The 18,590-nt window shown below is 70.6% G+C and carries 18 protein-coding genes; 11 read left to right on the plus strand and 7 right to left on the minus strand.

The annotated features are described in order from the left end of the window. The first annotated feature begins 92 nt into the window (after positions 1-92). The 3 genes from ACZ4Z1_RS08930 to ACZ4Z1_RS08940 all read left to right on the plus strand — a co-directional run bounded on the left by ACZ4Z1_RS08930 (position 93) and on the right by ACZ4Z1_RS08940 (position 2,373). Positions 93-491 (plus strand): YunG family protein, encoded by a 399-nt coding sequence (locus ACZ4Z1_RS08930; RefSeq protein ID WP_468485909.1) that lies wholly within the window; start codon positions 93-95, stop codon positions 489-491. 69 nt (positions 492-560) lie between these two features. Next, positions 561-1,661, plus strand: a complete 1,101-nt coding sequence (locus ACZ4Z1_RS08935) for a MerR family transcriptional regulator (protein WP_468485910.1) — start codon at positions 561-563, stop codon at positions 1,659-1,661. A gap of 13 nt (positions 1,662-1,674) precedes the next feature. Then, positions 1,675-2,373 carry a hypothetical protein gene (locus ACZ4Z1_RS08940; RefSeq protein WP_468485911.1) on the plus strand — a complete coding sequence of 233 codons (699 nt, stop codon included), beginning with the start codon at positions 1,675-1,677 and terminating at the stop codon, positions 2,371-2,373. A gap of 92 nt (positions 2,374-2,465) precedes the next feature. On the opposite strand, the gene ACZ4Z1_RS08945 is transcribed toward ACZ4Z1_RS08940, so the two are convergent. Next, on the minus strand, positions 2,466-2,894 hold the full coding sequence (locus ACZ4Z1_RS08945; RefSeq protein WP_468485912.1) for a MerR family transcriptional regulator: 429 nt from the start codon (positions 2,892-2,894) through the stop codon (positions 2,466-2,468). Positions 2,895-3,250: 356 nt separating this feature from the next. Here ACZ4Z1_RS08945 and ACZ4Z1_RS08950 point away from each other — a divergent pair, with 356 nt between their 5' ends. The 3 genes from ACZ4Z1_RS08950 (at position 3,251) to ACZ4Z1_RS08960 (ending at position 7,571) form a co-directional block, all read left to right on the plus strand. Continuing rightward, entirely contained in the window at positions 3,251-4,621 is a 1,371-nt protein-coding gene (locus ACZ4Z1_RS08950) for a serine hydrolase domain-containing protein (RefSeq protein WP_468486294.1), read from the plus strand. A 206-nt stretch (positions 4,622-4,827) separates the two neighbouring features. Further along, the gene (locus tag ACZ4Z1_RS08955) at positions 4,828-5,982 is read left to right on the plus strand and encodes a pyridoxal-phosphate-dependent aminotransferase family protein (protein WP_468485913.1); all 1,155 of its coding nucleotides are present in this window, start codon (positions 4,828-4,830) and stop codon (positions 5,980-5,982) included. Between the two features lie 824 nt (positions 5,983-6,806). Further along, a complete protein-coding gene (locus ACZ4Z1_RS08960; RefSeq protein WP_468485914.1) occupies positions 6,807-7,571 on the plus strand; it encodes a TetR/AcrR family transcriptional regulator in 765 nt (254 codons plus the stop codon). 169 nt (positions 7,572-7,740) lie between these two features. Here ACZ4Z1_RS08960 and ACZ4Z1_RS08965 read toward each other — a convergent pair whose 3' ends face one another. Continuing rightward, the gene (locus ACZ4Z1_RS08965) at positions 7,741-8,193 is read right to left on the minus strand and encodes a GNAT family N-acetyltransferase (RefSeq protein ID WP_468485915.1); all 453 of its coding nucleotides are present in this window, start codon (positions 8,191-8,193) and stop codon (positions 7,741-7,743) included. 23 nt (positions 8,194-8,216) lie between these two features. Then, positions 8,217-8,615, minus strand: a complete 399-nt coding sequence (locus tag ACZ4Z1_RS08970) for a MarR family winged helix-turn-helix transcriptional regulator (RefSeq protein WP_468486295.1) — start codon at positions 8,613-8,615, stop codon at positions 8,217-8,219. Positions 8,616-9,015: 400 nt separating this feature from the next. Here ACZ4Z1_RS08970 and ACZ4Z1_RS08975 point away from each other — a divergent pair, with 400 nt between their 5' ends. Together ACZ4Z1_RS08975 and ACZ4Z1_RS08980 are read left to right on the plus strand one after the other, a co-directional pair. Beyond that, complete coding sequence (locus ACZ4Z1_RS08975) at positions 9,016-10,344, plus strand: MFS transporter (protein ID WP_468485916.1); 1,329 nt, start codon at positions 9,016-9,018, stop codon at positions 10,342-10,344. Positions 10,345-10,619: 275 nt separating this feature from the next. Continuing rightward, complete coding sequence (locus tag ACZ4Z1_RS08980) at positions 10,620-11,048, plus strand: GlcG/HbpS family heme-binding protein (RefSeq protein WP_468485917.1); 429 nt, start codon at positions 10,620-10,622, stop codon at positions 11,046-11,048. On the opposite strand, the gene ACZ4Z1_RS08985 is transcribed toward ACZ4Z1_RS08980, so the two are convergent. Then, on the minus strand, positions 11,041-11,592 hold the full coding sequence (locus tag ACZ4Z1_RS08985) for a DUF2269 domain-containing protein (protein WP_468485918.1): 552 nt from the start codon (positions 11,590-11,592) through the stop codon (positions 11,041-11,043). The genes ACZ4Z1_RS08980 and ACZ4Z1_RS08985 overlap by 8 nt on opposite strands. A 294-nt stretch (positions 11,593-11,886) precedes the next feature. On the opposite strand from ACZ4Z1_RS08985, the gene ACZ4Z1_RS08990 reads away from it, so the two are divergent. After that, a complete protein-coding gene (locus ACZ4Z1_RS08990) occupies positions 11,887-12,519 on the plus strand; it encodes an HAD family hydrolase (RefSeq protein WP_468485919.1) in 633 nt (210 codons plus the stop codon). Between the two features lie 255 nt (positions 12,520-12,774). On the opposite strand, the gene ACZ4Z1_RS08995 is transcribed toward ACZ4Z1_RS08990, so the two are convergent. Then, complete coding sequence (locus tag ACZ4Z1_RS08995) at positions 12,775-13,542, minus strand: hypothetical protein (RefSeq protein WP_468485920.1); 768 nt, start codon at positions 13,540-13,542, stop codon at positions 12,775-12,777. 315 nt (positions 13,543-13,857) lie between these two features. Between ACZ4Z1_RS08995 and ACZ4Z1_RS09000 the strand changes: the two genes are divergently transcribed. Together ACZ4Z1_RS09000 and ACZ4Z1_RS09005 are read left to right on the plus strand one after the other, a co-directional pair. Then, positions 13,858-15,237, plus strand: a complete 1,380-nt coding sequence (locus ACZ4Z1_RS09000; RefSeq protein WP_468485921.1) for a globin domain-containing protein — start codon at positions 13,858-13,860, stop codon at positions 15,235-15,237. Positions 15,238-15,474: 237 nt separating this feature from the next. Then, positions 15,475-16,587: a pyridoxamine 5'-phosphate oxidase family protein gene (locus tag ACZ4Z1_RS09005; RefSeq protein ID WP_468485922.1), complete on the plus strand. Its 1,113-nt coding sequence runs from the start codon at positions 15,475-15,477 to the stop codon at positions 16,585-16,587. 185 nt (positions 16,588-16,772) lie between these two features. Here ACZ4Z1_RS09005 and ACZ4Z1_RS09010 read toward each other — a convergent pair whose 3' ends face one another. Continuing rightward, a complete protein-coding gene (locus tag ACZ4Z1_RS09010; protein ID WP_468485923.1) occupies positions 16,773-17,252 on the minus strand; it encodes an NUDIX domain-containing protein in 480 nt (159 codons plus the stop codon). Positions 17,253-17,338: 86 nt separating this feature from the next. Continuing rightward, a complete protein-coding gene (locus tag ACZ4Z1_RS09015; RefSeq protein ID WP_468485924.1) occupies positions 17,339-18,235 on the minus strand; it encodes a LysR family transcriptional regulator in 897 nt (298 codons plus the stop codon). Positions 18,236-18,590: the final 355 nt, after the last annotated feature.

Genomic DNA, 18,590 nt, shown 5'->3' on the forward strand with positions numbered 1-18,590 from the left:
ATCGAGGCTCGCCTCCGCTGACCTTTTGCCCGTTCCAGGAGCCCTTCGGTCTGACAGCCGCGTTGTCAGTGGCCTCTGTGATGCTGCACTGCATGACTCCGTGGACGCTCAACGACATCACGCAGGCCATCCGCTCAGGCTGGGCCGAAGACACGTGCTCGGCTGACGACATCGCCCGTGGCCCCTGGACCGCCGACAACCCTGCCTGGGGCCACTGCGACATCACTGCTCTCGTTGTGCATGACTTCTTCGGTGGTGAGCTCCTGGTCGGTGAAGTGCATCTCGACGGTGAGCAGCATGGTTACCACTGGTGGAACCGGCTGCCCAGCGGCATCGAGATCGACCTCACGTATGAGCAGTTCCAGCGCGGCCAGGTGGTGTCCGGTGCTCGGGCCGTCCCGCGGCCCGTGGGGCGGCCGCCGCGCCGAGGGGATGAATACGAGCTGCTGCGCGGCCGGGTCCGGCGGGCGCTCGGCCGGACGGCTGCGTAGGTGAGGGGAGTGCGGCGTTGCCGACCAGGCTTTGACCTTCAGGTTGCTTGAAGTCCCACCATCGTGGTCATGGACGAGAGCGAAGAGCTGCTGGGAATCGGGGCGTTCGGTCGGCGGGTGGGCCTGGCTCCGAGCGCGCTGCGCTTCTACGACGACTGTGGCGTCCTGTGTCCCGTCAGGGTCGATCCGGCGAGCGGCTACCGGTTCTACGGGGTGGAGCAGCAGGACCGTGCCGTGCTGCTCCGCAGGCTGAGGGAGGCGGGGCTGCCGTTGGTGGACGTCAGGGCCGTACTCGACGGCGGTGAAGCGGAGGCCCGTACGGTGCTTCGCACGCACCTGGAACGGACGCGGCAGACAGCGGACGCTGCGCAGGCACTGATTGAGGAGATGCTGCGCGGGCTTCCGTCGGAGGTCCCGCAGCACCTCCAAGGGTGGGCCGGTGTCGGCGGTGCGGAGTTGGCCAGCGCTGTACGGCAGGTGGGGCCGGCGGTTGCGGACGCCGAGACACGTGCGGAGTTTCCGATTCTGGGGCATGTGCTGCTGGAACTCGGCGATGGTGAAGTGCGATTGGTCGCCACTGACCGGTACCGGCTGGCGGTTCGGGTGCTGCGGGCGAGGACTTCGGGCGGCGGCCCTTGCCGGGTGCTGTTGGCTGCCGGGGAATTGGCTGGCATGGCGGCCTGGGCGCTGCGACATCGGCACATCGATGTCGAGGTCACCGGTGACGGAGGCTGCCTGATCGGGGAGGGCGGGGAGCGCCGCGCGTTCGTGGGGGGTGGAGCTGGGGAGTTTCCCGATTACCGGGTGGTTCTGGACGAGCTGGGGGACGTACGGCATCGGATCATCGCGGACCGGGCGGTGCTCCGTGAGGCCTTCGCCGAGCGGGAAAAGGGCGCCGTGATCACGGTCCGGGCCGGATCCGAAGAGGCGGTTGTCAGTGGGGGCGGCGGCAACCCTCTCGCGGTGAGCGCGGTCTGCACGGGGCCGTCGTTGTGTGTCGCCTTCGACCCCGCGGTGCTCGTGCCTGCTCTGGACGCGGGCGTGGGGCCCGATGTGCTGCTGGAGGTTGCTTCCGGCACCGAGCCGGTGGTCGTGCGCTCTGCTGACCAAGGCAGCTTCACCACCTTGGTCATGCCGGTGCGGGGCGTTGTTTCACGTGAAACGGACTGAGGAGGAGCCGAAGGTGGATGCGGGGAATCACGTGGTGCGGCTGTGCGTGCGCGGCATGGAAGCCGAGGCGCGGGGCGAGGACCAGGAAGCACGGCGGCTGTTCCTGCTGGCGTGGGAGGACGCGGGAGATGACTATGAAGCGTGCATCGCCGCTCATTACGTGGCGCGGCACCAGGCCACGCCGGAGGACACGCTTCGGTGGAATCAGAAGTGTCTGGACCTGGCGGACCGGGTGGGCGACGAACGTGTCAGGGGGTTCTACGCGTCCCTGTACGCGAACATGGCGCGCGCTCATCGGGAGCTGGGCGAGACGGCCGTGGCGTACGAGTACTTCCAGCGTGCTGCCGAGCGGGTAGGGGACGCGCCCGACGGTGAATACGGAATGTGGAATCGGTTCGCGATTGCGGAGGGGTTGCGGGAAACGGCAGCTGCTTCGATGGAAGCGCCGGGAGTGGGGGAAGCGGGTGGCGCTGTGAGTGCAGCGCTGGCGGATCTCCTGGCCAGGTTCTGCGCGCGTCAGGACCTGAAGGCGCTGGGACTGATCCTGCCGGCGTACCTGGGTGATCTTGGCTCAGAGCAGGACCGCGATCGGCTTCGGTCGGCGCTGCACATGGTTCATGCGGCTCGCTGGCTCCCGGCGGAGGAACAGGTGGTGCTCGGGGAAGCCATTGCGGCACTGGATGAGAAGGCCGGGTCACCTGTTGGTGGCTGAGGCCGGGCCGGGGCGTAGAAGCGGAGGGGCGAAGGGGTGGAGTGGAGGGGCAGGGTGGGGAGCCTGGGGCACGGGCTTGGAGGGAGCCGGAGTCAGGTCTCAGGCCCGGCGAGTTCGCATCGTGGGGCGGGGCCGCCGGGTCGAACGGTCGAGTTCGCCAGTTCGCTCATGGCCTCTACGGCGCGCGCCAATTGGTCGTCCACCTGCTCCCGTACGCCCTGGAGCTGGGCGATACAGGCATCCAGCTCGGCCAGCTTGCGTCGGTAGACCTGGAGCGAGGCGGGGCAGGCGTCGCCTGCGGGGTGGCCGGCACGCAGGCATTCCACGAAGGGCCGGGTCTCCTCCAACTCGAAGCCGAAGCGTTGCAGCATCTGGATCTGCTGGAGCAGCCGCAGGTCCGCTTCGCCGTAGGTGCGGTGGCCGTTGGCGGTGCGCTCGGCGTGGAGCAGTCCGCGTGCTTCGTAATAGCGCAGGGTGCGAGTGGTGGTCCCCGCTCGCTCGGCCAGTTCTCCGATCCGCATGTGTGCCCCCGTCCGTCCGGCCCGGCTCGGTGCTGTGCCGGTGCCACGACGACCGTAGCCGTTGACGTCGGCGTCACGTCCAGGGGTTCGTGGCAGCAGGCAGCAGGCAGCAGGCAGCAGGCAGCAGGCAGCAGGCAGCAGGCAGCAGGCAGCAGGCAGCAGGCAGCAGGCCGGGACGGGGCTCAGGGTGATTTCGGCGGTGCGGGGGATGGGATGAGTGCTCCATCCTTGTCCTTACCGTGATTGTTGAGCCGTCGAGGAGTGCCATGAGCGCGGAAGCGTCCGACCAGACCCGGGAGTTGTGCTCGTACGGCGAGTTGAGAAGCCCGGGAGAGCATGGTGCGGAGCAGTTCGGCATGCTGTTGCCGGAGACGAGGCGGGCGCTGCTGCGGCGGCTGGCGATCGGCCAGGCCGAGGGACGTGCGCCGTCGCTGACGGGTGCGGTCATACGGGGCGGGAAGGTGGCATGGGCCGGGTCCCGCCACGGAACCGGCGCCGGTGCCGACGACGGGGTGGGCGTCCAGTACCGGATCGGGTCGATCACCAAGACGTTCGTCGCGGTACTGGTGCTGCGGCTACGTGACGAGGGGCTGCTGACGCTGGACGACCCGCTCGGTAAGCACGTACCGGGCAGCGTGGCTCCGGACGTGACCATTGTCCAGCTCCTCTCGCACAGCTCCGGGCTGTCGGCCGAAGCCCGTGGGCCCTGGTGGGAGCGGACGCCCGGATCGCTGCGCCAGGAGCTGGGCGATCTCTTCGACGAGGATCCGCGCCGCCTGCCCGCCGGCCGGCGCTTTCACTACTCCAACCCGGGTTACGCCCTGCTGGGCTCCTTGGTCGAGCGCCTGCGCGGTGGGTTGCACTGGGGCGATGTGCTGCGCCGGGAGGTGTTGGAGCCGCTGGGCATGAGCCGTACGACGCTTCAGCCGCAGGCCCCGTACGCCGACGGCTGGGCGGTGCACCCCTGGGCGGACGTTCTGCTGCCGGAGCCCGCCCAGGACACCGGCCTGATGGGTCCGGCAGGACAGCTGTGGTCCACGGCCGAGGACCTGGGCCGTTGGGCGGTGTTCCTGGCCCGTGGCGACGACCGGGTGCTCAGCGCCTCGACCCTTGCCGAGATGCGGGCCCCGGCCGTACCGCCCGAGAGAGCGGCGTGGGACGCCGGCTTCGGGCTCGGGCTCCAGCTCGAACGGTGGAACGGGCGCCTGCTGTTCGGCCACACCGGGTCGATGCCCGGCTTCCTTGCCTCCCTGTGGATCGACGTGGCCGAGGATGTCGCCGGCATTGCTCTGGCGAACTGCACGTCGGGACCGGCCGTCAGCAGCATCGCGGCCGACCTGGCCGGCATCGTCGCGGACCGGGAGCCACGGATTCCCGAGCCGTGGCGGCCGCTGGCCGGGCCGCTGGACGAGGACCTGCTGGCTCTCACGGGGCCGTGGTACTGGGGCGCGCACCCGTACGTACTGCGGCTGGGCGCCGGGCGAGCCCTGGAGATCTCGCTCATGGCAGGGCCGGGTGGCCGTTCGTCGCGGTTCCGCGCGGAGGCCGACGGTACCTGGACCGGGCTGGACGGGTACTTCGCCGGTGAGCGGCTGCGCGTCGTCCGTACCGAGGGCGGCTCGGTCAGCCACCTGGACGTGGGTACCTTCGTCTTCACCCGGGGCCCGTACGAGCCCGCCGGGCCGGTGCCGGGCGGGGTTGACGCGGAGGGTTGGCGCGGCCGCTGAGGGCGGCGTTGGTTCGGCCCGGTGGGGGACTGCCACGGTGCGGGCGGAGCGGGTCGGGTGAGCGTGCAGCGGGTCGGGCAAGGGGAGGAAACGGGGCCGGTGGTGGCGGAGCGAGCCCGTACGGCAGGGGTGACCGCCCCGGACGTACAGTCGAGCCAAATATCAGGAGCCGCCGCACCGCGGCCCGCTACCGCTGGAAGGCCACCGTGACTGACGCGACCGCCGTGAACACGACCTCCGACGCCCCGAACCTGCTCGACCTGCCGCCGCTCACCGCCGGACACTTCGCGCGGATCGAGGACAAGGTCGCGGCGCTGATGCGTACCCGTGCCGATGTCGTGGCCACCCAGGGCGAGGCGCTGCTGCCGCTGGAGGCGTGCATCCGGTCCGCCGTGCGCCCCGGCAGTACGGCGCTCAACATCGTGACCGGGCCGTACGGCGAGACCTTCGGTGGCTGGCTGCGGTCCTGTGGCGCCGAGGTCATCACCGTCAGTGCGCCGTTCACGGGGGCCGTACGTCCGGTGCAGGTGGCGGAGGCGCTGCGTGAACACCCTGCCATCGACTTCGTGAGCCTGGTGCACGCCGAGGCGGCGACCGGCAACACCAACCCGGTCGCCGAGATCGGTGCCGTCGTACGGGAGCACGGCGCGCTGCTGATGCTGGACGCCGTGGCCTCGGTGGGAGCCGAGCCGCTGCTCACCGACGAGTGGGGCGTCGACCTGTGTGTGATCGGCGGGCAGAAGGCGCTGGGAGGTCCGGCAGGCGTCTCGGCGGTATCGGTGAGCGCGCGGGCCTGGGAGCGCATCGCGGCCAACGAGCACGCTCCCCGCCGGTCCTATCTCTCGCTGCTGGACTGGAAGGAGCGCTGGATCGACGGCGGCCGTACCGCGCTGCCGCACGCCCCGGCACAGCTGGAGATGCTCGCTCTGGAGCAGGCTGTGGACCGCGTCGACACGGAGGGGCTCGACAACGTCATCACCCGGCACCGCGCGGCTGCCGCGGCGGTACGGGCCGGTGTGCGTGCGCTCGGCACCCTGTCCCCGTACGTGCTGCGGGAGGAGGACGCGGCCCCGGCGGCCACGACGCTGCGAGCGCCCGCGGACATGGACGCCCGTGAGATCGTCTCCGCCGCATCGGACGCCGCGGACGGCACGGTCGCGGTACCCGTACAGGCCGCTGCAGGGGCGCTCGCCAAGGAGATGATCCGGGTGAATCACTACGGGCAGGCAGCGAAGCGTGGCGTGGTGCTGGCGTCCCTCGCGGCGTTGACGGCGGGCCTGCGGGTGCTCGGCGTCACCGTGGACGGTGACGGGGCGGCCGCGGCAGCGGGTACGGCGTGGGATGAGGTCATCGCGGGCTGAGGGCACGGCGGGCCGAGGCGATTCTCGCTCGCTGTGCAGTGCCTCCGTGGAGGAGTGCCTGGGGTGCCGTTTCACGTGAAACGGCACCCCAACTTTGCGTTGAGGGCGCTTGTTTCACGTGAAACAAGCGCGCCGTAGGCCGTCACTGGGAGGGGCGGGGAGAGATGCGCGTGGTGAGTGCCATGCGGGTCGGGGGCTAGGGACGCTTCTCCGGGCGACGCTCGTTCTGCGCAGGTGTCGGCTCGCCCCCGGCGAGCTTCGGGCCCGACCGCAGCACGGTGGCCGGGATGCCGCAGCCGCATATGTGTTCTTCTACAGGCCATTTGTTCTGCAACGCCGCTACAGGGCACCCGTGTTGGTTGCCGGCGGCAGATGTGTGGACGAGTAACCGGGCGTCGGCTGCGGCTGCCGTCTTCGCGATGCTGCAACCGTGGTGGATCTCCTCCTTTCAGTCGTACTCCGGTGGCAGGCCCGGGGAGCCGGAGACAAGCTGGGCGCTGAAGACCCCGCACGCCTCCTCGATGGCGGCGCCCAGCGGGAGCGAGGCGGCCAAGCTGGCGGCTCGTGCGTCCGCTCCGGCAGCCATAAGGGAACGGGCTGTCGGCATCGCTGGGTCGCGGCTGAGGGTCCCGTACCGACCAGCTTCCCGCTCAGCTGGCGGCTGGCCACCGCACCGCCCCGCCGCCCGCCGCCCGCCGCTCCGGTCTCTGCGGCGGCGCTGCTGTTGGTGATCATGGACTGAAGCTCCCGTAGAATCGGAACGTGCAACCCGGTTGGGCACAGGGAACGCTCGACCCGGAAGTCAACGGTTCTCAGGAGGCTCGATGGCGGCGAGCGAGGGTCCCGCTCCGACGCGTGCGGATGCGCGGCGCAACAGGGAGCTGGTGTTGCAGGCGGCCCGAACTGCCTTCGAGGAGCAGGGGTTGGGGGTCCCGCTGGGTGAGATCGCGCGGAGGGCCGGTGTCGGCGCTGGGACCGTCTACCGTCATTTCCCGTCCAAGGAAGCGCTGTTCAGGGCCACAGTCGCGGACCGGGTGCGCCTCTTCACGGATACGGCACGGGACTTGGTGGATTCGGCGGAACCCGTCGCCGTCTTCTTCCGGTTCCTTGGGTCGGTGGTGCGGCTGGCGTCACGGAACAAGGCGTTGTGCGATGCGCTGGAAGCGGCCGGCGAGGGCGGATACGAGCCCTCCCCGCAGGCCGAGCGGGACTTCGCCGACGCCCTGGGTGTACTGCTCGTACGAGCTCAAGAGGCGGGTGGCGTGCGGAAGGACGTCGAGCTCGACGATGTTCTGGCGCTGCTGGTCGGCTGCCTTTCGATGGAACAGCGACGGGTCACGTCCGGGGTGCCGCAGGGGCGTATGACGACGTTGATGTGCGACGGGCTGCGGGCTGGCGGGGTCGTAACGAAACTGACCGGTCAGGAGCAGAAGCGTTACGAAACCCGATGCGAGGTGTGTGGGGGTTCCGTTCCTGCCGCGCGTACGGGGCGACCTGCGCGGTTCTGCGGTGGAGCCTGTCGGCAGAAGGCGCATCGGGTCAGGGCGCGGGCGGCGCTAACGCGTGAAGGGGGTGGGAGCCGAGCCTGAGGAGGGGGAAGGGTGTGAGGCGCGGGGCGTGGGGGTGGCTGGACGCTACGCGTCGGTTGGTCGTGGCGCCGGCGAGCCCGTACGTCCCGGGTGCCCGGTGGACGGTGACGTGGGCGCCCGGGAGGGACGGGGCAGACGGGGGAGCGCCAGGGGGCAGGGCGGGGCTGGGTCAGAGCTGGAGCTTGAAACCCAGGTGGGAAGCCTCGAAGCCGAGGCGTTCGTAGAAGCGGTGGGCGTCGACGCGGGTCGCGTCCGAGGTGAGCTGGACCAGTTGGCAGCCGAGGGTGCGGGATTCGGCGACCGCCCACTCGATCAGCTGGGTCCCCAGACCGCTGCCCCGCTCGTCGGCGTGGACGCGTACCGCCTCGATGATCGAACGGCTGCTGCCACGTCGTGAGAGACCCGGGACAACGGTGAGTTGGAGCGTTCCGACCGGGCGGTCGCCGCGTACGGCGACGACCAGGTGCTGGTTGGGGTCGGCAGCCAGCAGCTCGTACGCCGCACGGTACGGGGCCAGGTCGTCCGGGGTCTCGCGGGTGGCGCCCAGCGCGTCGTCGGCCAGCATCCCGACGATGGCCGGTATGTCGTCCTCGGTCGCGGGGCGGATCTCGATGTCGCTCATGGGCGGACCCTACGCACCCCTGTTCAGGCAGGTGACGCGAGGGTTTCCACCGCGGTGACGAGGGGGGCCAGTTCGGGGCGCTTTGCGGCGTCCTGGAGTGCTTCGCGCAGTGCCGCGTCGTGCGTCGGGCGGGCCTCTTCGAGCAGCTGACGGCCCTCGTCGGTGACGTTGGTGTAGATCCCGCGCCGGTCGTCGGGGCACAGGTACCGGGAGAGCAGCCGGCGCTCTTCGAGGCGGGTGACCAGGCGGGTGGTGGCGCTCTGGCTGAGCACGACCGAGTCCGCGACCTGGTGCATCCGCAGGTGGCCGCCCGGGCCGTCGTGCTGCTCGCTGAGCACGTTCAGTACGGAGAACTCCCGGACGCTCAGGTCGTGCCGGGCCTGCAACGCACGCTCGATGTGCGACTCGATGCGGCCATGCAGGGCGGAGAGGGCGCACCAGCCCTGGGCGAGGGCCGGGGCGGTTCCGGAGGCGGGCGGGCAGCCGGGGCCGGTGGGGGCCGTGTGTGCATCCGGGCCTGCCGGGTCTTGGCAGCCGGTGGGGGCCGTGTGCGCATCCGGGTTTGCCGGGCCTCGGCGGCGCTGCCCGTCCTGCCCCGTCTGCTGCTGTCCCATGTGCTCCTGCCTCGTCCGCTGCTGCCCTGTCCGCTGCTGGACCTGCCGGGGCGTTTGCCGGGTCTGCCACGTCATCGAGGGACCTCCTCACAGGCCGTACGACCCAGGATAGGACACCGGTGCAATAGCCCGCGCTTGCAAGTAATCGGCGTCTGCAATTATTGTCTACGCCTGTTAAAGCTGTATGCATCTTTCGAAGGGATCCGTCATGCCGCTCGCTCTCCTGGCGCTTACCATCGGCGCTTTCGGGATCGGGATGACCGAGTTCGCGGTGATGGGGCTGCTGCCCGACGTGGCCGCCGGCTTCGGTGTCTCCATTCCCCTGGCCGGGTACGCGACCACCCTGTACGCGCTCGGTGTCGTCGTCGGCGCCCCGCTGACGACCGCCCTCGGCACCCGCATGACCCGTAAGCAGATGCTGATGCTGCTGATGGGGCTGTTCGTGGTGGGCAACCTGCTCACCGCCGTGGCGCCGGTCTTCGCGGTGATGCTGGCCGGAAGGATCGTTTCGTCCTTTGCGCACGGCGCGTTCTTCGGCATCGGGTCACTGGTGGCCGCCGACCTCGTCGCGCCGCACAAGCGGGCCGGCGCCATCTCGATGATGTTCGCCGGACTGACCGTCGCCAACGTCGTGGGCGTACCGTTCGGCACCCTGCTCGCCCAGCAGATCAACTGGCGCGCCACCTTCGTCGCCATCGCGGCCCTGGGCGTACTGGGCTTCCTCGGCGTCGCCAAGCTGGTCCCGGCGCAGCCCGTGAAGGCGGCCGCCCCGATGGGCCAGGAGATCGCCGTCTTCCGCAACCCCCAGGTCGGGCTGGCGATGCTGATGACGGTCCTCGGCTTCGGCGGCGTCTTCGCGGCCGTCACCTACCTGGCCTCGATGATGACCGAGGTCGCCGGCTTCGCACCGTCGTCCGTCGTCTGGCTCACGGCCGTCTTCGGCCTGGGAATGGTGGGCGGCAACCTGGTCTCGGGACGGTTCACCGACCGCCACATGATGCCGATGCTGTACGTGTCACTGGTCGGGCTCGCGCTCTCGCTGGCCGCGTTCGGTTTCGCCGCGCACGACAAGGCCGCCGCGACCGTCACCGTCGCCCTCATCGGCGCCTTCGGCTTCGCGACCGTACCGCCGCTGCAGAAGCGGATCATGGACCAGGCGGCCGCCGCCCCCACTCTCGCCTCCGTCGGCAACATCGCGGCCTTCAACTTCGGCAACGCGCTCGCCTCCTGGCTCGGCGGCATCGTCATCGCGGCGGGCCTCGGGCTGACCGCGCCCAACTGGGTCGGCGTGGGGATGACCGTTCTGGCGCTGGGTGTCGCGGTTCTCGCGGGCGTGCTGGAGCGCAGGGGCGGTGGGGCCGGCACCGACGGGCAGGCAGGCCGGAAGGGGCAGGACGACCGGGGCGGCCGGGTTGTGGCTTCGGGGGTCGGGGGCGGCGCCGGGGACGAAGTTGGGACCCAGGCCGGGAGCGGGATCGGGTCCGAGGTCGGGGTCGGCAGCGCTGAGGAGGAGGCTGCGGCGGCCGTACGGGGCTGAAGGGCGGGGCCCGGCCGTACTGGGCCGCTCGGCTCCGTCCGCACCGGCCGGTCGAATTCGCACGGGGCAGCCCCGCCGGTTCGCACCGGCCAGCGCCGCCGGTCCGTGCAAGCCACCCCCGCCGGTCTGTGTAGGCCAAGCTCGCCGGCCCGCGCAGGCCCGCCGTAGCAAGGCGCAAAGCCGGAGCCCGAATAACCGGCCTGAACCCACAACACCCTGGAAGAACAACTCCCCACCACACACCAGAACCACCACCGCAAACAGGAGTCCCACCAATGAGCACCACCCCCGCCATCCGCCCCCTCACCACCCACGACGCTGACGCCCTGATCGAGGCCGCTCGCGCTGCCGCAGCCGACCTCGGGGTGCGGGGCAGTGTCACCGTGCTGGACGCGGGCGGCCACCTGCTCGGCTTCCGGCGCGACGACACCGCCGTACTGATCTCGGGCGAGACCAGCACCCGCAAGGCGTTCACCGCGTTGCAACTGGACGCGCCGACCGCCGATCTCGTCGACGCCGTACGGCCCGACGGCCTCTTCCACACCCTGCCCACCGCGCTCGATCGCCCGCTGCTGTTCATCGCGGGTGGCGTGCCGGTCCACCGGGACGGACGCCTTATCGGCGCGATCGGTGTCGGCGGCGGTGCGCCGGAGCAGGACGACCGCATCGCCCGTGCCGCCATCGAGGCGGCGGGCCTCAGCTGACGACACCGCTCGGGGGCTTACGGGCTGCCTGTTCGCGGACCACGGCCGACTGTGCAGCGCGCAGTCGGCTGCCGCGTTTGGTGGGGCCCCAGGGCTTGAGTACGGAGATGGCGGTGACGAAGAGGTACGTGGCCGTCGCGACGGAGGGCGCGGACACCATGCTCAGCCCGGTGTCCGGCGCGCCGGCCACGGCGTCGGCCGCGAGCTGGTCGATGCCCGGGCGCAGGGAGAAGGCCGTCAGCAGTACGGTCGCCAGGGTCAACCAGAACTTGACGACGACCCAACGGTGGCGGGCCAGCCCCCAGGGCGTACCGAAGGACAGCACCAGGCCGCTGACCAGCGCCGACAGTGCCACCGGCAGGATCAGCCAGTCGCTGAAGATCTTCATGGCACGGTAAGCGGCCACGGTCGTGTCCAGTGACCCCGAGGTGTATCCGACGACGCTGAGCGTGAGCAGGCCGAGCGTGAGCCCGAGCCAGCCGACGGAAACCGCGACGTGGACGACGAGGAGGGCGCGGCGCACGGGCCGGCTGAGCTGCTTCATGCGGTCCACGGTCGCGCCCGGGCGGCAGCGTGACATCTGACGGCGGGAGTATCCCGCCGTACGCGCGGTTGAGTAGCGGTGCGGTTCGCGGTTGCGACCGCGCCTGGCGAGCGACCGATGCCAGGCGCGTTCCGGGAGCGGAGTGACTGCCGTAACTCAGGGGAGGGGACCGCAACTCAGGGGGCGGGACCGCTACCCAGGAGGTCGGACCGCAATCCGGGGTTGGGCTGCAATTTGGGGGGTGAGACGGCACCTCAGGGGCGGGAATACCCACCACGCCCTACGCTCCCCGGTATGGGGAAGCTACATCTATTCGACATGGACGGAACGCTGCTCCACGGCTCGGCAGCCTCCGTCGAGATATCCCGGCAGCTCGGGCTGGACCGGGAGACGGCCGAGCTGGAGCGAGCCTTCATCACCGGAGAGGTGACACCGGTGCGCTTCGCCGAGCTGGCGTGCGAACTGTGGGCCGAACTGACCGAGGAACTGGTGACGGCGGCCTTCGAAGGCGCACCGTGGCTCGCCGGCATCCGGGAGGTGTGGGCCGACATCCGGGCGCGAGGGGAGCGGTGCGCGGTGATCTCCCTGTCACCCGGGTTCTTCGTGGAGCGGCTGACGGGCTGGGGAGCGGACGCCGCGCACGGTTCACGCTGGCCCGCACTGCCTTTTCGGGAACCGGTGGAACCTGACGGGATACTTTCCGCGTCTGCAAAGGTGAGGATTATGGATGAACTGTGCGCCGAGTTCGGGCTGAGCCGGTCCGACTGCGTGGCGTACGGCGATTCCATGTCCGACACCGCCCTGTTCGCGGCCGTTCCTGCTTCCGTGGCGGTGAATGCGGACCACCATGTCAGAGGCCTGGCCTCATACGCGTACGAAGGCCGTGACCTGCGCGAGGCGTACGAACTCGTGCGGGCCGGCGGGTAATTCCGGCTGCCTGCGGCCGTTTGGCGCTTCATGCCCGATGAATCGCGTTCCAGGGGATGGCTCACGGTAATCGGAGAACTTGAAGGAAGTGTTCTCAGTACGGGGGTTGTGTATTCAAGTACTGCGGGTATGGTCTAGTCCGGTCGAGCGGGACGATCGCTTCCGGCAGCCTGTGATCATGCGGCGGGGCGGTTCGGCGGGCAGTACGTGAAGCCCGCCACCCTAGTGGCAAAGCGGTGTGCGGCGCCCGGACTTTCAGGTGATTGTCCGGGGTGCCGAGGCCGGGTGGCACGCTGCGGAGAAGGGGTCCGCGCGGTGCCGGACGAACGTGCAGTGTCCGCTATGGAGGGTGTTGCCGGAGCAGCTCTGATCGATTAACAATCCCGAAGCAGTACGGGGGAATTGCGGGCACATTCCGAACTGCGGAAGTGCGAAGACGATCGAAAGACGTTCGAGGCGAGGCAGACCATGGACGCTCCGACCACCACGACAGCCGATAACGGCTCTTCTGGCGGCAGCAGTGGCGATTGGGGATGGTTCACTCCGTCGAAGAAGTCCGTCGAAGATCACCAGAGGCTTACGGACGGTCGGCACGATCACGACGCCGAGGGCGGCAAGGGCGGCACGACCGACACGGGCGCCGGGAGCGGCGAAGAGAACGTCCATGGCGGCCACGCCGAGCGGGATGGCGGGGACGGCCGCGGCGGCGGTGCCCCTGTCGGCCGTAACGATCCTCAAGGGCGCGTCGAAGCCGGTGCTCGCACCGAGGCTGACGCCCGTGGTGGAGCCGGCGGACACGGCGGGTGGAGTCCGCAAATCGGTCCTGGGCAGCGGCTCGGTGGCGACACGCAGGGCAGGCATGTACGGGACAGGCATGTGCAGGACAGGCATGTGCAGGACAGCGACGCGCAGGGAAGCCACGCGGAGGGCGGCCAAGCGCAGGGCGAGCACGTAGAGGGCAGGCTCGCGCAGGGCGGCCGTGTGCAAGGCAGACGCGACCCATGGGGCGACGGAAACGTCCATGGCGAGATACCCAGCCGACCGGTCAGCTCCATCAGGCCCGTGGGTACGGCGGCGGAGCGCGAACGGGCACCGGAAGAGCAGGGCGCCGAGGGGGTAACGGGCGCAGCTGTACGAGGCGGGGGCGCGGCGGGGCCTGTGGCTGGGCCCGGGGCCGGTTCCCCTTCTCCCCTCCCCCCCGTCCCCCCGCCCGCCCCCACCACCTCCACTCCAGCCCGAAGCTCAGGCACCAGCGCATCGACGGCTGAGGCCACCAGCACCGCCACCGCGCGGGAGGCCACCACCGCGCGCGGGGCCACCGGCCTCCCCACCTCCCGGGTGGCCACCACCGCGCGCGGGGCCGCCACGCCACCGCCGCCAAGCACGGTCGCCACGGCGCCAAGCACGACCGCCACGCCTGCGGGTGAGGCCACCCCGCCTGCACGCCCGGCGGGTGCCGCGCCCACCGACGCCCGGCCGTCCACCGACGCCCGGCCGTCCACCGACGCCCGGCCGTCCACCGGCGCCCGGCCGTCCACCGATACCCGGCCGTCCACCGGCGCCCGGCCGCCCGCCAATGTCTCCCCCGACGCGATGCTCGTGCAGCGGACGCTGGACGAGATCGAGCCCGTGGCGGACAAGGCCACCTCGTACTTCTACGCGCTGCTCTTCGTGCAACACCCCGATCTGCGTGCGCTCTTTCCCGCCGCGATGGACGCCCAACGTGACCGGCTGTTCAAGGCCTTGCTCACCTCCGTCAAGAACGTCGACGACACGGACTACCTCACCGAGTACCTCTCACACCTCGGGCGTGGGCACCGTAAGTACGGCACGCTGCCCGAGCACTACCCGGCCGTCGGCGAGTGCCTGTTGCACGCGCTCGCCCGTTACGCCCCCGGTACCTGGAGCCCGGAGGCCGAGGCCGCTTGGGTGCGGGCGTACACCACCATTTCGCAGCTCATGATCGACGCTGCCGCCGAGAACGAGGCGGTGGCCCCCGCCTGGTGGCAGGCCGAGGTCGTCTCGCACGAGCTGCGTACGCCCGACATCGCTGTGGTCACCGTCCGGCCCGACCAGCCCTACCCCTTTCTGGCCGGTCAGTACGCCAGTGTGGAAACCCCCTGGTGGCCGCGCGTATGGCGGCACTACTCCTTCGCCGCGGCGCCCCGCTCCGACGGCCTGCTCTCCTTCCATGTGAAAGCCGTACCGGCCGGCTGGGTGTCCAACGCCATGGTCCATCGAGCCCGCCCCGGCGATGTCGTCCGGCTCGGTCCCCCATCCGGTTCCATGACCGTAGACCACACCACTGACAACGGCCTGTTGTGCCTGGGCGGCGGTACCGGCATCGCCCCGATCAAGGCCCTGGTCGAGGACGTCGCCGATCGTGGTCACCGGCGTCCGATGGAGGTCTTCTACGGCGCTCGCAGCGGCCACGACCTCTACGACCTCGACACGATGCTGCGGCTTGAACAGAGCCATCCGTGGCTGTCCGTACGCCCGGTCGTCGCCACCGGGCGCCCCGGCGGCCCGGCCAACAGCCTCAGCGGCCAACTCCCGGACGCCGTGCGTCAGTACGGGCCGTGGCGGGAATATGACGCCTACTTGTCCGGGCCGCCCGGAATGATACGCAACGGCGTGGACGCATTGGTGGGGGTCGGTATTCCCTCCGACCGCATACGGCACGACTCCGTGGAAGAGCTGGTCGCGGCGGGAGATTGAGCATTGACGACACAAGGTGATCAGAGCTTGGCAGCACATGGTGGGGACGGTTTGACGGCATACGGCGAGCCATGCGCGGCCGCGGCTCCTGGCACGTGCGGGCCTCCTGACGCGTGCGGGCCTCCTGACGCGTGCGGACCCCCTGACGCGTGCGGGACTCCTGGCGCGTACGGGGCCGTTGACGCGTACGGGCTGGCGGGGCCGGGTCGGGGTACCGGAGGCCGCCCCGGGGCGGGCATGCGGGAGGCGCGGCCGGGCAGTGACGGCGAGCATCTGGTGCAGCAGCGGCTCGGTACGACCGAACGCGCCGACCGGTTCTACGACGATCAGGTACTCGACCATCTCAACGAGCGGATGCGGGAGTTCGTGGGCCGCCAGGAGATGTTCTTCCTGGCGACGGCCGACCGGAACGGTGAGTGCGACTCCACGTTCCGGGCCGGTCCGCCCGGGTTCCTCCAGGTCCTGGACGAGCGGACGCTCGCGTACCCGGAGTACCGCGGCAACGGTGTGATGGCGTCCGTCGGAAACCTCTCCGAGAACCCGCACCTCGGCATCCTGATGATCGACTTCACGCGCGACCGCATCGGCCTGCACGTCAACGGGCGGGCGCGGGTGGTCATGGACGACGAGATGAGGGCGCGGCACCCGCATCTGCCCGTCGATCCGATACCCGGCCGACGGGCTCAGCTGTGGGTCGAGGTCGAGGTCGAGGAAACGTATATCCACTGCGCGAAGCACATCCCGCACCTGCAGAAGGTGCCCCGGCAGGCGAGCGGGTCACGCGCCTGGGGCACGGACGACGCCAAGCGCAAGGGCGGAGACTTCTTCGGCGCGGCGGCGGAGGCCGCTGAACGCCGGGGGGAAGGGGCGCGTCACGAGGCAGGGGCGGCCCGGGCGAGCGGGGTGCCAGGGGCGGCCCAGGGGAACGGGGCATGTGGAGAGGCAGGGGCAGCCCGGGGCGGCGGGGCCTCTCGCGAGAGCGGGGCGGCCCGGGGGGCCGAGACGCAGCGGGATACGGATTCCTCGCCCGACCCTGACTTCAGACAGCCGGAACCCACCCGCCGCCTGGAGCCCGTCCCACGCCCGGGCCTTGTGCCCCGCCCGGTGCCTGGGCCCTGCCCGGAAGCCGGACTCCGCCCAGAAGCCAGGCCCCGTCCGGAAACCGGCCCCCGCCCGGCACCTATCCCGCTCCTGCCGCGCGCGGGAACCGGCGCCCGCCCGGAGAGCCGTCCGCAGACCGGCGAGGTACGGGAGCAGGTCGAGCGGGAGGTCGAGCGGGTTCTCGCCCGCGCCCGGTTGCGGGGCCCCGCGGAGGCCGACACGGACGGTTTCCGGGGCTGGTTCGGGTAGGTCGCGGATGCTCAGCCCAGGCCGGTGCGGCGCGAACGGTACGATGCGGCCGGCAGAGCCCAGACGGTACGACGCAGACGCCAAGGCACAAACGCCAGGACGCGAACGGCAAAGAACAGGCGGCAAAGAACAGGCGGCAAAGAACAGACGACAGAGCCCAGACGCCGACAGACAGGCACCCCACGTCACCCCAGGTCAGGCGCGTGCATCGCGCGTACGCCCTCGATGTTGCCGTCGAGGTAGTGGCGCAGGGACAGGGGGACGACCTCGGCCGTGGCGATCCCCACCCGCGTGAACGGCACCCTGACGATCTCGTACTGGCCGCAGGGTTCCTCCACCTCCGGCCCGTGCCGCAGTGCGGGGTCCATCGACTCCAGGCGGCAGACGAAGAAGTGCTGCACCTTCACCCCGTCCACGCCGCCGTCGCTGATGTGCTCGACGGTGTCCACGAAGACCGGGACGACGTCGGTGATCTTGGCGCCCAGTTCCTCGTGGAGTTCGCGGTGCAGGGCGTCCACGACCGTGGCGTCCTCGGGCTCGACGCCGCCGCCGGGAGTGATCCAGTACGGGGCGCGGCCCGGCTTGGTGCGCTTGATCAGAACGATGTCGGCACCGTCGAGCAGGATGGCGCGGGCGGTGCGTTTGACGACTGGCCGTACGGTCATACGGGACAGATGCCGCAGCCGGGGCGCCGTGAAACCACTGTCTCACCAGTACGCCGAGGCGTGCCGCGCGCCGTGACGCGGACTCCTCACCACTCCGCGGCGGCTCGCAGCAGCCACTCGTGGGTACGGGCGATGTGTGGCAACGCCAGCGTTCCGGCCCGGGTGACCAGGAAGTACGTACGCAGGGGCGGCACCGGAGGGTCGAGCAGGGCGACCGCCTCGCCGCTGTCCAGGGCCTCCGTGCACAGGTAGCGGGGCAGTACCGCCAGCCCGGCGCCCGCCGTGACGCACGCCAGCACGGCCCGTAAGTCCGAGGCGATGACGGCGGCGGAGGCCGCGGGCGGCGTCTCGAAGACCGCTGACCAGTAACGGGAGATCAGCGGGAGGCTTTCGTGGACCTCGACGAGCGGTACGGGGGCGAGCGCGCCCACGCCCTTCGCCTGGACGACCGCGGGGCCGCCGAGCCGGGCCGCCCACCGTGGGGCGGCTATCAGTACGTGCTCCTCGTCGCACAGCGGCGTCGCGGTGAGCAGTGCGCCACGGGGCCTGGTGGTGGTGATCGCGAGGTCGTGGTGGCCGTCGGCGAGGCCGGACAGCAGTTCGTCCGCCGGCCCGAAGGCGGTCCGTACACAGAGGCCCTGGTCTATGAGCGGGGCGAGGGCCGGTAACGCGCGCTGGGAGGTGAACTCCGGGGGACCGGCGAGGTGCAGGGTGCGGATGGCGGACTCCTCGTCGAGTCCGGCTTCGGTGATCTCGGTGAGCGCGTCCAGGTGGGGCGCCACCTTGTGGGCGAGCTCGTCGCCGACGGTGGTGGGCGTGACACCACGGGCCTTACGGAGGAACAGCGGACGCCCCAATTGCCGCTCCAGGCTGCGTATCTGGCCGGTCACGGCGGGCTGGGAGAGTCCCAGCAGAGCGGCGGCGCGGGTGAAGGAACCCGCTCGGTGCACCGTGACGAACGTGCGTAATAAAGCGAGGTCCATCCGTACCTCCCTCCCCTCCCGCCGGGCCGGCGACCGCCAACTATAAATTTGTCGATAGGGCTGTGTCGCCAGCGTGATTGGACACTGACGCTGAGTCAACTAGCCTTGTCTGCGCGGTTCGAAATGATGCGAACCGGGGCTGGCAGGGTGCCGAGGGGGGATACCCTGCCAGCCCGCTTGACGTAGCGGCATCGGTACGGACCGGCGGCAACCGGTGGCACCACACGGATCGGCCGAGCCCCCTGGCCGAGTCTCCGGACCGAGCCTCCCGCCCGTGTCTCCGGGCCGGGACCCCTCCACCGAGCCTCCGGGCCGGGCCTCACGCCGACGCCGCCCCCCCGGGGCTTCACCCCTC

This window comes from Streptomyces sp. NPDC030165 (assembly GCF_055573595.1).